This window comes from Herbaspirillum sp. Her4 (genome assembly GCF_057961335.1).
Genome location: NZ_CM176330.1, coordinates 1,762,038 through 1,776,842 on the forward strand (window position 1 = coordinate 1,762,038; position 14,805 = coordinate 1,776,842).

Below are 14,805 nucleotides of genomic sequence, written 5' to 3' on the forward strand. Positions count from 1 at the left end.
TTTTTATATTTGCGTCGCAGACGCTAGTCGGGGGGAGCAGATGAAGGTTTTGTCAAACATGAAGATCGGCGCAAAGCTGAGCTTGGGGTTCGCCAGTTTGCTGGTGATGATGCTGGTGCTGGTTGGGGTGGCCATGGTCGGCATCAATGGATTGCGCTCCTCCGTCGAGCGCGCCAATGAAGTCCAGAACGAGAGCCTGGCGCCGCTCTACGTGGCGCGCGAAGCGCTGGACCAGACCGGCATCGCGGCGCGCAATGCCTATGTCTTTCTCAGCGATGCCGATGCGCAGACCGAACTGAAGATCGTCGATGAACAGAAGGCGCTGTATCTCGCCGAACTGCAGAAGCTGGAAACGAGACTGGCCGGCAACCCGCATTTCGCCCCGGTACGCACAGGTCTGCTGCAGATGGCCGATGAACTCAAGCGTCCGCGCCAGTACCGCGAGAGCGGAGCGATGGAGGCCTATCGCAGTTTCCTGGTCAATGATTGCAGCCCCTTGCGGCGCAAGATCGTAGCCGACATCAACAAGCTCATCGCCGATATCGCTGGCCAGAGCACGGCAGCGGGTGAGCAGTCGGAGCGCTCCGCCACCGATGCCCTGAAGCTGATCGCCACGCTGGCCGTGGTGGCGATCCTGATCGCGGTGGCCGTCGCCGTCCTCATCACGCGCGGTCTGCTGCGCCAGCTCGGTGGCGAGCCGGCCTATGCCATGGAGATCGCACAGCGCATTGCGCATGGCGACCTGGCAGTGGACGTGGCCACGCGCCCCAACGATCAGAGCAGCCTGCTGCATGCCCTGCGCATGATGCGCGACAGCCTCGCCGCCATCGTCGGCGAAGTGCGGCAGGGGACCGATGCGATCGAACGTGCGTCCACCGAAATTGCCTCCGGCAACGTGGACCTGTCCGGACGCACCGAACGCCAGGCCAGTTCGCTGGAAGAAACCGCCAGCGCCATGGAGCAGATCACCTCGGCCGTACGCCAGAGCGCGGCCAATGCGGAGCAGGCCAATACCCTGGCGGCCTCGGCCTCGGAGATTGCGGTCACGGGCGGCAACATGATGGGCGAGGTGGTGGCGACGATGGAAGACATCCGTCAATCCTCGGTCAAGATCGTGGACATCATCAGCGTCATCGATGGCATCGCGTTCCAGACCAACATCCTGGCGCTCAATGCAGCCGTCGAGGCGGCACGCGCCGGTGAAGGCGGACGCGGCTTTGCGGTGGTGGCCTCGGAAGTGCGGACGCTGGCCCAGCGCAGCGCAGCGGCGGCCAAGGAAATCAAGGAACTGATCGGGGCCTCCGTGGCCAAGGTCGAGAGTGGCAGCGGGCGCGTCAAGGGGGCGGGCCAGACCATGGACGAGATCGTCGCCAGCGTGCGCAAGGTGACCGACGTGATCGCCGAGATCAGTCTCTCCAGCCGCGAGCAGAGCGAGGGCATCGAGCAGGTCAACGATGCCATCGGCCACATGGATGAAGCCACCCAGCAGAATTCGGCGCTGGTGGAACAGGCCGCTGCTGCGGCGGAGGCGCTCACCTCGCAGGCAGGCGCGCTGGCACGCCTGGTTTCGACCTTCAGGCTGGCACCGGCCGCACGGGTGATGGGCTGATTCGTGTTTTTTGAACCTACCGACTACACGGATTACGCAGTGCAGGCGCGCTTGCCGGACGATGAAAGCACTCGCCTGGCGGCGTTGCAGGGCTATTGCGTGCTCGACACGCTGCCCGACAAATCCTGTGACCAGATCACCGAACTGGCACGCACGCTGTTCGGTGTGGAGATTGCGCTGGTGTCGCTGGTGGATGAAGAGCGCCAGTGGTTCAAGTCGCGTGCCGGCCTGCCGGCCCATGAGACGCCGCGCTCGATGTCCTTCTGTGCCCACGCCATCCTGTCCCGCAATGGCCTGGTGGTGCTCGATGCCCATCGGGATCCGCGTTTTCGCGACAATCCGCTGGTGACCGGTGCGCCGCACATCCGCTTCTATGCGGGCGCGCCGCTGGTGTCGCCGCAGGGGCATGCGCTGGGCACGCTGTGCCTGATCGATCATCGTCCGCGCCAGTATTTCAGTCCGGCCGACCAGGACCGGCTGGAGCAGCTCGCGGCCATGGTCATGGAGCGGCTGGAACAGTTGCGCAACCGCGGGTATACCGACCATGTGACGAGTTTGCCCAATCGCGCCCGCTTGATGGAAGTACTGCGCGCACGGGCGCATGCACAGGGCGTTGGCGGCGCCCCATGTGCGGCGCTGGGTATCGATGTCTGTTCACGTGAATATCTGTTCGATATGGTCAAGGCGCTCGGCTGGGATTATGCCGAGTCCTTCCTGGTGCAGGTCAGCCGTGCGCTATGCGAGGCGTTGGATGGCCAGCCCGTGTATCGGGTCACGACCACCACCTTCGTCTTTCTGCACGACGGCAGTGCGGCGCAGCGGCAGGAACATATCGCCAACGTGCGGCAGCAGTTCGTGCAATCACTGGAGATCCACGGCATTCCGCACCAGCTCGACATCGCCATCGGCGTGCTGCCGGCAGTGGACCAGATCGCCGGCAGCGACGTGGTGCGTGCGCTGCTGACGGTGATCGATGTGAGTCGTGAAGAAGGCGTATGCCCGCGCCAGTTCGAATCGGTGCATGCGGAAAACCAGCGCAATGCCTTCTGGCTGCTCTCGGCCTTGCCGATGGCCTTCAAGGCCGCCGATGAACTCAGCCTGCATTACCAGCCCAAGGTGCGCCTGCGCGACGGCAGCTGCGTCGGGGTGGAGGCGCTGATCCGCTGGCAGCACCCGGTGCTGGGGCATATTTCTCCTGCGGTGTTCATCGCGCTGGCGGAGAAGACGGCGCAGATTCGCCAGATCACGGCCTGGGTGGTGCGCCATGCGGTGGCGCAGGCGGCGCAATGGCACGCGCGCGGGCTGGTGGTGCCGATTGCGATCAATACTTCGGCGCGCGATTTCGAGTCCGACGAGCTCTTGCGCCTGCTGGCGTCGCAACTGAAACAGCATGCGGTACCGCAGGGCCTGATCGAGATCGAATTCACCGAGAGCGCCATGGCCAGCAATCCAGAGGTGGTGCGCCAGCGCGTGCAGGCCATTCGTGAACTGGGCGTGCAGGTCGCCATCGATGATTTCGGCAGCGGCTTCAGCAACCTGTCCTACCTCAAGAGCATTCCGGCCGACATCATGAAGATCGATCGCTCCTTCATCCGCAGCCTGGCCGAGGATGAGGCCGATCAGGTGATCGTGCCGACCATCATCCATCTGGCGCACCAGCTCGGGTTCAGCGTGGTGGCCGAAGGCGTGGAGAGCGAGCGCACCGCCCGGATCCTGCATCACCTCGGCTGTGACTTCGCGCAGGGTTACGCGATCGCACGGCCGATGCCGGCGGAGGACCTGGAAGAATGGCTGGGGATGGTGCAATGAGCAGCGCCTGGGGCCGGGACTTGTGTGCTGACGCCCGCGCGCTGCTCGGGGGATTACTGCCGGTTCGCTTCCAGCAGTTGCAGCGACAGGATGTCGGTGGCCAGAGCGGCCAGTTCTTCCAGGGCCTGTCGTTCGTGGGCGCGCAGGATGCGCGGTTCGGTATCGATTACGCACAGCGAGCCAAACGCGCGGCCCTGGTACATCAGGCGGATGCCGGCATAGAAGCGGATGAAGGGCGCTCCGGTGACCATGGGATTGTTGACGAAGCGCGCGTCCTTGGTGGCGTCGGAGACGGTGAAGATGTCTTCCTGCATCACGGCGTAATTGCAGAAGGCCCACGAGCGCGGCGTGGACGTGATGTTCAGGCCATGTGCCGCACGGAAGATCTGCAGCTCCGTGGTCAGGAAGGTGACCAGGGCAATGGGTACGTCCAGCAGTTCGCTGGCGAGCCATGTCAGGCGATGAAAGCGGGCCTCGGAATGTGTGTCTTCCATTGTCTGTTCAACAAAGCGCGCACGTTCTGGCTCGTTCGGGCTGACCGGATAAGGAACCTCGATCTGTGGCCCAGCGTGACCGGCAGTGGGCTCGGGTTGTTTCACTTCACGATGGCCGAGCAGGGTCATGACCGAACTCAGCCGGGTACGCCGATGGCCGCCCGGGGTTTTCCAGGAGGCCAGCATGCCGCTTTCCATCCACATCTGGGCGGTCGTGATCGATACCCCCAGCAGACGGGCGGCTTCTCTCGAAGTCATCGCCGGGTCGCCAGGAGGCATCTCCTTGTCATCAGATGGTACTGCTCGACCCATTTGATTGATCCTTGTAAAAGTATAGCTGTTCAGGTGTAAGATTTGTATATTTCACATATTTAATATTTTTGCGGATGGCAGAAATGCAACGAATCATAGATTCTTTAGTATTTTTCACTTTCTGCGGGATCTGCTGTGTGCAAAATATGAAATAAACAGAGATTCATACTGTAGTCAGAGGAGCTTACGTGTTCCTTGTGGTGGCGACATTCTTGTTTGGCGGGAATGTGTTGCGCCGCGTCATCTTGGGTGACATTCATGCCAAGCGGGCATTGTAGTGCCCCTTGCGAAAACATGTCGGACAAGCGCCAGCCTTCTGCCCGGAAGCTGACCTGCGTCAAGCCTTGGGGGGCTGGCAGGACGGCTGGGAAGGGAGCGGTGGCAAAGCGTTGGAAAGAGACGGGATGGATCATGGGCAAGCAAAAAGGGGTAGCCCCGGCTTCTCATCGGATGAAAATGAATGTGGGCGACCAGACCTACGTGATTGAAAGCCGCACGCTGGGCGGGCTTCACGAGCATCGGCTCTATGCCTATCGGGTGTGGTGCGACGGCGAACTGGTGAAGGATTGGACCGAAGGCAACATGGCCGACTTTTTCGGCCAGTTGCCCACGGCTGGCAGGTCATAGAACGCAACTGCTCCGGCACGCCTTCGGTGCCGGAACGCTGTCCCGCCTTCTCATCCCCCCGAGAAGGTGTTAGCCCTGCTCCGCAAGGAGCGGGGCTTTTTTTTGCCTGTGCGCGCCGCAGCGAAGAATGATGTATGAGTGAATCTCATTGATTGATGAGATCAAATCATTTTTATTCATGGATGCGGCGACATAGAATCCAGCCTGAACATTGACCGCATCGAGTCTGCTGCGCACGCCGCCTTCATCATTGGCGCGTGCCTTGCAGATTCGATTTCCGCAAAGGGGCGCAGACACATCATGAGCAACGACTTCTCATTTGCCATCAAGAGCATCTGTTTCGACGAGGACTATCGTCCCGGCGACAACACGCGCATTACGACCAACTTCGCCAACCTGGCGCGGGGCGCGCAGCGCCGGGAGAACCTGCGCAATACCTTCCGCATGATCAACAACCGCTTCAATGCGCTGGCACACTGGGACAATCCCAAGGCCGACCGCTACGCAGTGGAGCTGGACATCATCTCCGTGGAAATGGGGATGGCGGGACAGGACACAGCACAGGCGCTGCCGCTGATCGAGGTGCTCAAGACCAACATCGTGGATCACCACACGGGTGAGCGCATCGAGGGCATCGTCGGCAACAATTTTTCTTCCTATGTGCGCGATTACGATTTCAGCGTGGTGCTGCTGGAGCACACGAAGCAGCAGTCCGCCTTCAGCGTACCCGATCATTTCGGCGAACTGCATGGCAACCTGTTCAAGCGCTTCGTCGCTTCTCCCGCCTACCGCCAGCACTTCAGCAAGCCACCGGTGATCTGCCTCAGCGTGGCCAGCAGCAAGACCTATGAGCGCACGGAGAACCTGCATCCGGTGCTGGGTGTGGAGTACCTGCAAAACGAAAGCTCGCTGACCGACGCCTACTTCGCCAAGATGGGCCTGACGGTGCGCTACTTCATGCCCCCCGACAGTGCCGCGCCGCTGGCCTTCTACTTCAGCGGCGACCTGCTGCGTGACTACACGAACCTGGAACTGATCGGCACCATCAGCACGATGGAGACTTTCCAGAAGATCTATCGCCCCGAGATCTACAACGCCAATTCGGCAGCCGGCAAGACTTACCGGCCCAGCCTGCAGCATGAGGACTATTCCGTCACGCGCATCGTCTATGACCGCGAGGAGCGCAGCCGTCTGGCGGTCCAGCAGGGCCGCTTCGCCGAAGAACATTTCATCAAGCCGTATCGCGCCGTACTCGAACAATGGTCGCGTGCCGGCGCTCATTGAACTCTCCACCTGCAAGGTTCTCCACCGTGAAAAAATTATTGCCCACCTCCACCGCTGGCAGCCTGCCGAAACCCGTCTGGCTGGCCGAGCCCGAGAAACTCTGGTCGCCCTGGAAACTGCAGGGCGATGAACTGCAGGAAGCCAAGCGCGATGCGCTGCGCCTGTCGCTGCAGGAGCAGCAGCATGCCGGCATCGACATCGTCAGTGATGGCGAGCAGACGCGCCAGCATTTCGTGACCACCTTCATCGAGCATCTCGACGGCGTGGATTTTGCAAAGCGCGAGACGGTACGCATCCGCAATCGCTATGACGCCAGTGTGCCCACGGTGGTGGGTGCGGTATCGCGCCAGAAGCCGGTGTTCGTGGAGGATGCGCGCTTCCTGCGCAGCCAGACCGAGCAGCCGATCAAGTGGGCGCTGCCCGGCCCCATGACGATGATCGACACGCTCTACGACAATCACTACAAGAGCCGCGAAAAACTGGCCTGGGAATTCGCCACGATCCTCAACCAGGAAGCGCGCGAGCTGGAGGCGGCGGGGGTGGACATCATCCAGTTCGATGAACCGGCCTTCAATGTCTTCTTCGATGAGGTCAACGACTGGGGCGTAGCTGCGCTGGAGCGTGCCATCGAAGGACTCAAGTGCGAGACTGCCGTGCACATCTGCTATGGCTACGGGATCAAGGCCAATACCGACTGGAAGAAGACGCTGGGGTCGGAGTGGCGGCAGTATGAGGAGACGTTCCCCAAGCTGCAGGCTTCCAACATCGACATTGTCTCGCTGGAATGCCACAACGCGCGCGTGCCGATGGACCTGATTGAACTGATTCGCGGCAAGAAGGTGATGGTCGGTGCCATCGACGTGGCCAATCACGCGGTCGAGACGCCGGAAGAAGTGGCGGCGACCTTGCGTCGGGCTTTGCAGTTCGTGGCGGCGGACAAGCTGTATCCGAGTACCAATTGCGGGATGGCACCCTTGCCGCGTGAAGTGGCGCGCGGCAAGCTCAGTGCGTTGAGGGCGGGGGCGGAGATGGTGCGCAGGGAGTTGGTGACCTGATGCCGTTCAAACCAGGTCGCGAAGTGCGACCCATGGTTGAGGCCGCTTGCTGTTTCCGTACATCACGTCCGTTTCAGTCTCTCGGATCGACAGGTGCAAGCATGGCGCGCATTGCCGGCGTGGCCAGCAATTTTTTGTAGGTCGCCGGCGACATCGCATTGATCATCAGCCGACCGCTGACATCGGCTTTGATGTATTCCACGGCCAGCAGCGCGATGACCGGATTGGTAGTCAGGGTCGCCTGATCCGCGGTGGAGTCACCCAGCTCCGCCACTACGGCCGCTGCATCATCGGCCACCACCACGGCCAGGCGACGGCCGGATAGCCGCAGCCTGGCACTCGCACCGCATTCGGCCAGGTCGTAGGTGTGAGGGCCGTCCAGCGTGCGGTCGCCATAAATCGCGACATGGGTCTCGATACCGCGCGCACTGGCTTCTTCCAGCAGCGGTCCGAGCTCGTCGAGCTCTTCATCCCAGATCCCCGCAAACAGGGTGTGTTGCGCGCCTGAAATCGCGCGCGCAAAGGCCTGCACGATCACTTTCCTTCCGCTCAGCGACCAGACCAGTCCGGCTTCTTCTTCCACCGGTAGTTGATCCAGCGCCGATGCCGCCGCTTCCAGGTCAGCCTCGAAGCGGGTGCGCAGCTCTTCCAGCAACGCCGCATGCGGCACGGCACTGTAACGCACAGGCTCGGATCGATTCACCAGTACCGCACCCCTTGTTTCCAGGCGGGCCAGCGTTTCGTAAACCTTGGAGGGCGGCATCGACGCCCGTCGGCTCACCTCGGCTCCGGTGAGTGCGGCCTGACCCACCAATGCGGTATAAGCCTGGGCCTCGTACTGGGTGAATCCCAGCCGGGTCATGGAAGCGATCAATTCATTTTCTATGGTCATGCGCGACTCATTTTTCTCTTTGCAGGGATTGACTAACTACTGCAGTAGTATACGATTTATATAACTACTACTCAAGTAGTTAAAAATCACATGAAAGGAAAGTCCGCATGCGTCAACTTGTCAGCACCGGCTCCCCCTGGGAGTCCAAGGTCGGCTACTCCCGGGCGGTGATCGTGAACGATACGATCTTCATTTCAGGCACGGCCGGACAAGGTCCGGATGCCTACACGCAGACGAAGGAGGCGCTGGCCACCATCGAGAAGGTGCTCACTGAGCACGGCTTTGCGCTGTCGGATGTGGCGCAGAGCCGGCTGGTGGTTGCGGACTTTGAGCACTGGCAAGACGCAGCCCGTGCCCATGGCGAGGTCTACGGGGATATCCGGCCGGCGTTCTCCCTGGTGCATGCATTGCCGTTCGTCGACGATGCGATTCTGGTGGAGGTGGAAGCCATTGCCGTCAGGACGGTCAAGTGACGACGTGCGCCGGACAGGATCGCCGTCTTGCGGGGCGCGCGCTCTTCATGCTCGCGGTCGCAGCGGGCAGCGCCATTGCGAGCAACTATGCGATGCAACCGGCGCTGCCTGAGATTGCCGCTGATTTCGGCGTGGTGGTGGCGTCGCTGACCACGGTGATATCGGGCGCCATTGCCGGCTATCTGATTGGCCTGGTGCTGCTGGTGCCATTGGTGGACAGGCTGAGTCCGCGCGTCCTGATCCCCGGGCAGTTCCTTGCGCTGGCACTGTCTCTGGCGCTTGCTGCGCGGGCAGCGAGCCCGGATGCCCTGATTGGATGTTTTGTTCTGATCGGCGCCACCACCACGGTGGCAGCGCAAAGCAGCGCCATTGTCGGCAAGCTGGCCGATGCATCTCGCCGCGCACTGAGCATGGCGGCGATTTCCGCTGGCATCTCCGCAGGGATATTGCTGAGTCGATTCATCGGCGGCTTGCTCGTGCAGTGGCTTGGCTGGCGCGGTGCGCTGCTGGTATTGGCGGCCTTGACGGCCGTGTGCGGTCTTTGCGTTTTCCCGCTGCTGCCGGCACAGCGGCCAGTTGGTCACATCGGATACTTTTCGACGTTGCGTGCGTTGCCATCCCTGCTGCGGCAATCGAGGGAACTGCGGCTGCGCATCTGCGCCGGGATGCTATGTTTTTTTGCTTTCAATCTGATCTGGGTGGGCCTGGTCGTGCGTCTGGCCGCGCCCCCCTATCATCTGAATGCCGCGAGCATCGGACTCTACAGTCTCGCCGGACTGACGGGTCTTGTCATGACGCGGATTGCCGGCGGGCTGGCAGACCGGTTCGGGAATTGCCGCGTGATGGTCTGCGGTCTGCTTTGTGCATCACTTGCGGCGAGCACCTTGGGCGTCGTTCTTGATCATGTGCCGGCCACGCTGGTGGCGCTGGCCATTTTCGACGCGGGATGTTTTGCCGCGCAAGTGGCCAATCAGGCTGGCGTCGTTGCCATTGATCCCTTGCGCTCCGGGGTTCTGAATTCTGCGTATCTGTTCTTCTATTACGGTGCTGGCGCAGCGGGAACGGCCATCGCGGGGAGCCTCGCACTGCGCGGCGGTTGGCAGGCCACCGTTATGTTGGCAGCGTTTGTAGTAGCTGCAGCTGCAGTGGTCAGCGCGTGTTTGCGTACGTTCCCCCGCGCCGGGTGAACGGCTGGCTGGTGCGTATGGATCTGGGCGGCTGCTCTTCATCCGATGTCGCGGTGGCGACGAGGTATGCGGGTGTCTTGAGTCAGGACCGCCTTTGTTGGCAATGACTGCTGAAAATCAACAATGAAGTCTGTCATTCTTCAGCGCCTAAAATCTGCGTCACAACGAAGGAAGCTGATCAAGCAAGCTGAATTCCGTGAGGCGGATCAGGGGCTTCGAGTTTAAGGTTTCCTGACGGCCAGAAGCGGTCTTCTATTCCGTGCTCTGACGGTGGTGGATAAACGATAGCGATACGAAATAGACGATTCGTCAATTCAAATCGCCAAAGTACAAATGCCAATCTCCGCTATACTTTCGCACATTTCGACCATAGCCCAAGTGGCGTCCCCTTTCCCTCACCATGTCTGATCCGCGCTATACGCATGTCGCTGTAATCATTCCGTGCTACGACGAAGAAGCCACGATTGAAGCTGTCATTAAAGATTTCTCACGTGCTTTGCCTGGAGCGCGGATTTACGTTTTTGACAATAACTCCCGTGACAGAACCATCGAAGTTGCCCGAGCGGCAGGCGCGATCGTTCGTGAGGTACCCTATCAGGGCAAGGGCAGCGTTATCCGCCGGATGTTTGCCGATGTCGAGGCTGATATCTATGTCATGGTGGACGGCGACGATACCTACGATGCCGCGCAGGCTCCGGAGCTGGTTAAATTGCTGGCCGATAATTGCCTGGACATGGTCGTGGGGATGCGCCAGACGCAAGAACATGCCGCGTATCGTGCGGGCCACCGTTTTGGTAATGTTCTGTTGACCCAATGCGTGGGCGTCATTTTCGGCCAGACTTTCAAGGATATGCTATCCGGCTATCGGGTCTTTTCCCGCCGCTATGTGAAGTCCTTTCCGGCGCATTCGATGGGTTTCGAGATCGAGACCGAACTTACCGTGCATGCGCTGGAGCTACGTATGCCAGTCCTGGAAGTTCCCACTAACTACAAGGCGCGGCCAGAGGGCTCGGTCAGCAAGCTCAATACCTACCGGGACGGCATTCGCATTCTGTACATGATCTTGTCGCTGTTCAAGACAGAGAAGCCCCTGCCGGCTTTTTCCATCGCCTTCTTTGTCTGCATCGCCTTGTCCATCGGCTTGGCGACTCCGATCTTCGAGACTTATTTCACCACTGGCCTGGTCCCGCGTCTTCCCACCGCCCTGTTATGCGCGGCACTGGTCTTGTTCGGTGCCATCATGCTTGTGTGTGGCATCGTGCTCGATACCGTCACCCACGGCCGGACCGAGGCCAAGCGCTTTTCTTACCTGTCCATTCCAGGGCCCCGGGAAGAAGGAACCGACGCAAGGTGCTGAGCCGCCAGTTCATGCGTTTTGCGATGGCGGGGGCACTCGGATTCGTCGTTGACGCGGGTGTACTCTATCTGGCCACTTCGCTCGGCGCAGGGCTCTACCTGGGGCGAGCGATGTCATTTTTCTCTGCCGTATTCGTGACTTGGCAGATCAACCGCAAAATCACTTTCAACTATGGCGATCAGGTGCCGCGCTCGCTGTGGCAGGAATGGTGGCGCTATTGCTGGGCCATGATGCTCGGCGGTGCGATCAATTTTTCTGCCTATGCCGCAACGATGCACTTCGCTCCAGTGCGTAGCTGGACACCATTGCTTGGTGTCGCGGTTGGCACTGGAATGGCGATGCTGTGGAATTTCTTCTTTTCCAAATTCTGGGTTTTCAGATCTGAATAAAAATGATGATGCGTCCGTCCGAAGGTAAGCACCGTACTCGTTCCAGCTTGCGGGATTTTGCAAAGCGGATTGCCAGCATTGATCTCAATACTCCTCAAGCGTGCATCCGTGCGGCATGGCTGATGCCTCTTCTGTTCGGTGTCTGGTCCATGACGCGCGGCACTGACGCAAGCTGGGATCTGTACAACTATCACCTTTACAACGTACATGCTCTGCTCAACGGCAAACTGAGTATCGACTTTGCCCCTGGCGGGTTTCAGAACTTCTTCAATCCAGTTCTCGATATTCCGTATTACTTTGGCGTGCTGCATCTGCCTGGCTGGCTGCTGTCATTCCTCATGGGGGCCCTGCATGGTTTGAATTTTGTGCTGGTTTTCGGTATTTGCCGCAAGGTTTTGCCGGATCTGCCAGATAAAGATATCCATCGTGTTCCGCTGCTTTTGGCCGTGGCGGGCTGCTTGACGGTCAATTTCCTGTCGGAGTTGGGCAACTCGATGGGGGACAATATGACCGCGTTGTTTTGCCTGGCCTCGTTGTCGCTCATCGTTCATCAGCAGGATCGCATCTCTACGGCCAGCAGGTCATCGTATGCAATCCTGATGGCGGCGGGTGTCCTGGTGGGTGCCGGCATGGGGTTGAAACTCACCAATGGCATCTATGCGGTCGCCTTCTGTGCTGGCCTGCTGAGTCTGCCGGGGAGCGCGTTCAGACGACTGGCAGTTGCTTTCGTGTTCGGCATCGGCGTGTTATGCGGCTTGGCGCTGACGTCCGGATACTGGTTCTACGTGATGTGGCACACGTTCGGTAATCCCCTGTTTCCTCAATTCGGCAGCATCTTCCCCAATTCCTTGGCGACCTCCATGAGTGTCGCGGACGTCAAGTGGATACCCCAAGGCTTTTGGCGTCAAATTCTGTGGCCCTTCATCATTTCATGGGATTCCCGCAATACAGGCCAGGTGGCAGTGCGCCAGATCATCTGGGCTCTTGTCTATGGACTGTTCATACTGTTGGCCTTCAAGTGGCTCTGGCGTGGCCGGTCGTTGCCCTCTCTCAACTGGCCCGCCAGATATCTGCTGTGGGTTGTAGTGCTGGGATTCGCTTTATGGACCAAGCTGTTCGGGATCTACCGCTATCTGGTGCCAATAGAACTTATCGCACCTCTGGTGGTGTTCTTGCTGCTGCGTCAGCTGCTGCCTTATCTCCGCGCGCGTACCGCTGCCATTTGGTTGCTCGGATGCGCGGTGATGGTTGTGCTTCTTGGGGGCATCAAGACCTGGGGCTATGAGCCATGGGGGGAGCAGGGAGTACATATCGAGGTCCCCCCCATTGCAGATCCGGCGCGTACAACGGTGGTGATCACCGAAGGAGACCCGCCATGGTCATGGTTGGCACTCGGCTTTCCCAAGGAGGTCTCATTCACGCAGATTGTAGGAAATTTCCCGAGAGGCCCAGCCTTTCCCAAGCTCGTTTCGGAGATGACGCGTTATCCGGAGCGACAGACGTTTGCCGTTTTCCAAGGGATCACTGATGAATTGAAGGAACGGTCTGATCGCGTCAATCATATCGCGGCACAAATCGGACTGGTCAACAGCGAATCTGGATGTGCTCTCCTGAAATGGGTCGCTCAAAACACTCGTTTGCGCGCTAGCGTTATAGCGGCAACACCGAGCGAGGCGGGACTTCTTTGTCGAGTGGTACTAACGGGGGAAGAGATCAATATCGATGCTGCCAATAAGCTGGAGCAGGAGAAAGCCAAGCAGGCTCTGCAGCCTTACGGGCTGACGCTGCAGGCAGAGTCGTGCGTGACTTACTCGGCGGGTCTGGGAGGCGGAAAGCGTCTATATCAGTACTGTCCGGTATTGCCGCTCAATGTCGCTTCCCGGCCCGCTGGACAATGAGGCAGTGCTGGTGCTTGGGCATAATTGTCCAAGCATTGTCTTGGAGATCGAAAACCCCTCCGCGATAAGCCGTACCGACTTGATCCAGGGAACGCCACAAAGCGGCGTGCATTTCTGCGAGCCGCTTTTGTTCTTGTGCTGAAGGGGGAAGCGCGTGTCTAAGCGCTCAAAACTGCAAAGCAAAAAAGAGCCTGAAACAGGTGTGCCTGGTCTCAGGAGGACGGAATAGGGGGCCGTGACTGGATGACCGCCACCAATCAGCAACGGAGAGCAGGGCAAATGGAGAAGCGGCAGTATGAGGAGGCCCTCCCCGAGCTGCAAGCATCGAACATCGACATCGTCTCGCTGGAATGCCACAACGCGTGCGAGCCGATGCATCTATTGAACTCATCTGCGGCAAGCTCAGTGCGTTGAGGGCTGGGGCGGAGATGGTGCGCAGGGAGTTGGATGCCTGAAATTTGCGCGAGCAGATCAATGTACTGGTGATGCTGCCAACTCTTCGGTCACGCGTTTATTCAAGGCACCGCCAGCCTGGTAGTTTTCGGTAATCAACTTGACGTGAGTTTTGAGTTCGGGAACATACCAGAACGCGTCGTACATTCTGCCGCTGGCCGACTGTTGCGTGCTGGCGTTTCGGCTGGCGGAAATGGCCACTGAACCAGCCTGGCTGCTGGTGACGGTGGAAGTGGCGACGGCGGCAGTCGGATTGAATTCCTTGCTCCATTCGCCTTCCATTTCCACTTTGATTGCATGGTAGGTACCAGCCGGTACTTTGATATCGACCCAGCCCAAGACCGTGTAATTTTTGGTGATGTGCTGCACCTTCGTGCGTGCATCAGGGTTGGCGGTATCGTATTCCACTTTCCAGGTCTTGCCCGGTTTGAGCGGGAAATCATAGGGACGATTGGTAACGGTATTCTTGCCATTGATGTTTTGCACTACGGCCCAGTCGGCATTGCGCAACAATTCCTTGGGTGGTAGATTGGAGTCTTCCGCCTTGGCGGAAATGACCATGGTCTTGCTGCCGGAACGGACAATGGCGACGTCCCATTTCTTGGTGGTAGAGCCGAGTATGCCTGCCGTGTTTTGTTCTTCGGTGGCTTGATAGACCCAGGCATCACCCTCCTGCAACGATGGCGCATCGGCAGTTCGGGCGTAACTGGCACTGGCGCACAGCAGAGATGCGCTGGCAGCAAAATAGCCGATGATGGGACGGGTTTTTATCATCGAGTATCCTCGTGAGGTCGTTGTTGTTGTGCAATTGGTGTCGCGCAGATGTATGCGGTCAATGCATTGATAGTGCTGTGATGGCAAAACAGCTGCAGCGATCATACGGCCTCTGGCTTTCAAGTCACTGACTGATCATTCTCATTCGGATCGGTGCATTGACCACTCCTTGAGAGAGGAAGATGGGGCCTG

General features: G+C 59.4%; 14 protein-coding genes and 1 pseudogene. 11 read left to right on the plus strand and 4 right to left on the minus strand.

Annotated features, from left to right (window positions below; translation table 11 throughout):
- The first annotated feature begins 40 nt into the window (after positions 1-40).
- Together ACWFUC_RS08055 and ACWFUC_RS08060 are read left to right on the plus strand one after the other, a co-directional pair.
- Entirely contained in the window at positions 41-1,609 is a 1,569-nt protein-coding gene (locus tag ACWFUC_RS08055; protein ID WP_489624583.1) for a methyl-accepting chemotaxis protein, read from the plus strand.
- A 3-nt stretch (positions 1,610-1,612) separates the two neighbouring features.
- A complete protein-coding gene (locus ACWFUC_RS08060; RefSeq protein ID WP_489624584.1) occupies positions 1,613-3,418 on the plus strand; it encodes a putative bifunctional diguanylate cyclase/phosphodiesterase in 1,806 nt (601 codons plus the stop codon).
- Between the two features lie 53 nt (positions 3,419-3,471).
- On the opposite strand, the gene ACWFUC_RS08065 is transcribed toward ACWFUC_RS08060, so the two are convergent.
- Together ACWFUC_RS08065 and ACWFUC_RS08070 are read right to left on the minus strand one after the other, a co-directional pair.
- Positions 3,472-4,170, minus strand: a complete 699-nt coding sequence (locus ACWFUC_RS08065) for a GAF domain-containing protein (RefSeq protein WP_416037160.1) — start codon at positions 4,168-4,170, stop codon at positions 3,472-3,474.
- Positions 4,171-4,328: 158 nt separating this feature from the next.
- Positions 4,329-4,637, minus strand: coding sequence for a hypothetical protein (locus ACWFUC_RS08070; RefSeq protein ID WP_489624585.1), 309 nt, complete (start codon positions 4,635-4,637; stop codon positions 4,329-4,331).
- Between ACWFUC_RS08070 and ACWFUC_RS08075 the strand changes: the two genes are divergently transcribed.
- From ACWFUC_RS08075 to ACWFUC_RS08085, 3 genes are all read left to right on the plus strand, one after another.
- Positions 4,636-4,851, plus strand: a complete 216-nt coding sequence (locus tag ACWFUC_RS08075; RefSeq protein ID WP_489624586.1) for a hypothetical protein — start codon at positions 4,636-4,638, stop codon at positions 4,849-4,851. The two genes, ACWFUC_RS08070 and ACWFUC_RS08075, sit on opposite strands and share 2 nt — an antisense overlap.
- A gap of 300 nt (positions 4,852-5,151) precedes the next feature.
- Complete coding sequence (locus tag ACWFUC_RS08080) at positions 5,152-6,135, plus strand: DUF1852 domain-containing protein (RefSeq protein WP_134135544.1); 984 nt, start codon at positions 5,152-5,154, stop codon at positions 6,133-6,135.
- A gap of 26 nt (positions 6,136-6,161) precedes the next feature.
- A complete protein-coding gene (locus ACWFUC_RS08085; RefSeq protein ID WP_489624589.1) occupies positions 6,162-7,190 on the plus strand; it encodes a methionine synthase in 1,029 nt (342 codons plus the stop codon).
- A 73-nt stretch (positions 7,191-7,263) separates the two neighbouring features.
- On the opposite strand, the gene ACWFUC_RS08090 is transcribed toward ACWFUC_RS08085, so the two are convergent.
- Positions 7,264-8,082, minus strand: coding sequence for a TrmB family transcriptional regulator (locus ACWFUC_RS08090; protein WP_489624590.1), 819 nt, complete (start codon positions 8,080-8,082; stop codon positions 7,264-7,266).
- A gap of 107 nt (positions 8,083-8,189) precedes the next feature.
- Between ACWFUC_RS08090 and ACWFUC_RS08095 the strand changes: the two genes are divergently transcribed.
- The 6 genes and pseudogenes from ACWFUC_RS08095 to ACWFUC_RS08120 form a co-directional block, all read left to right on the plus strand.
- Positions 8,190-8,555, plus strand: coding sequence for a RidA family protein (locus ACWFUC_RS08095; protein WP_489624591.1), 366 nt, complete (start codon positions 8,190-8,192; stop codon positions 8,553-8,555).
- Positions 8,556-8,602: 47 nt separating this feature from the next.
- Positions 8,603-9,742, plus strand: a complete 1,140-nt coding sequence (locus ACWFUC_RS08100; protein ID WP_489624592.1) for an MFS transporter — start codon at positions 8,603-8,605, stop codon at positions 9,740-9,742.
- A 400-nt stretch (positions 9,743-10,142) separates the two neighbouring features.
- The gene (locus ACWFUC_RS08105; RefSeq protein ID WP_489624593.1) at positions 10,143-11,099 is read left to right on the plus strand and encodes a glycosyltransferase family 2 protein; all 957 of its coding nucleotides are present in this window, start codon (positions 10,143-10,145) and stop codon (positions 11,097-11,099) included.
- The gene (locus ACWFUC_RS08110; protein ID WP_489624594.1) at positions 11,093-11,488 is read left to right on the plus strand and encodes a GtrA family protein; all 396 of its coding nucleotides are present in this window, start codon (positions 11,093-11,095) and stop codon (positions 11,486-11,488) included. Before ACWFUC_RS08105 ends, ACWFUC_RS08110 begins: the two co-directional genes overlap by 7 nt.
- Before the next feature lie 2 nt (positions 11,489-11,490).
- Positions 11,491-13,386, plus strand: coding sequence for a hypothetical protein (locus ACWFUC_RS08115; protein WP_489624595.1), 1,896 nt, complete (start codon positions 11,491-11,493; stop codon positions 13,384-13,386).
- A 282-nt stretch (positions 13,387-13,668) separates the two neighbouring features.
- Positions 13,669-13,770: pseudogene (locus tag ACWFUC_RS08120) on the plus strand (methionine synthase); the annotation flags it as partial.
- 87 nt (positions 13,771-13,857) lie between these two features.
- On the opposite strand, the gene ACWFUC_RS08125 reads toward ACWFUC_RS08120, so the two are convergent.
- Complete coding sequence (locus ACWFUC_RS08125) at positions 13,858-14,613, minus strand: hypothetical protein (RefSeq protein ID WP_489624596.1); 756 nt, start codon at positions 14,611-14,613, stop codon at positions 13,858-13,860.
- Positions 14,614-14,805: the final 192 nt, after the last annotated feature.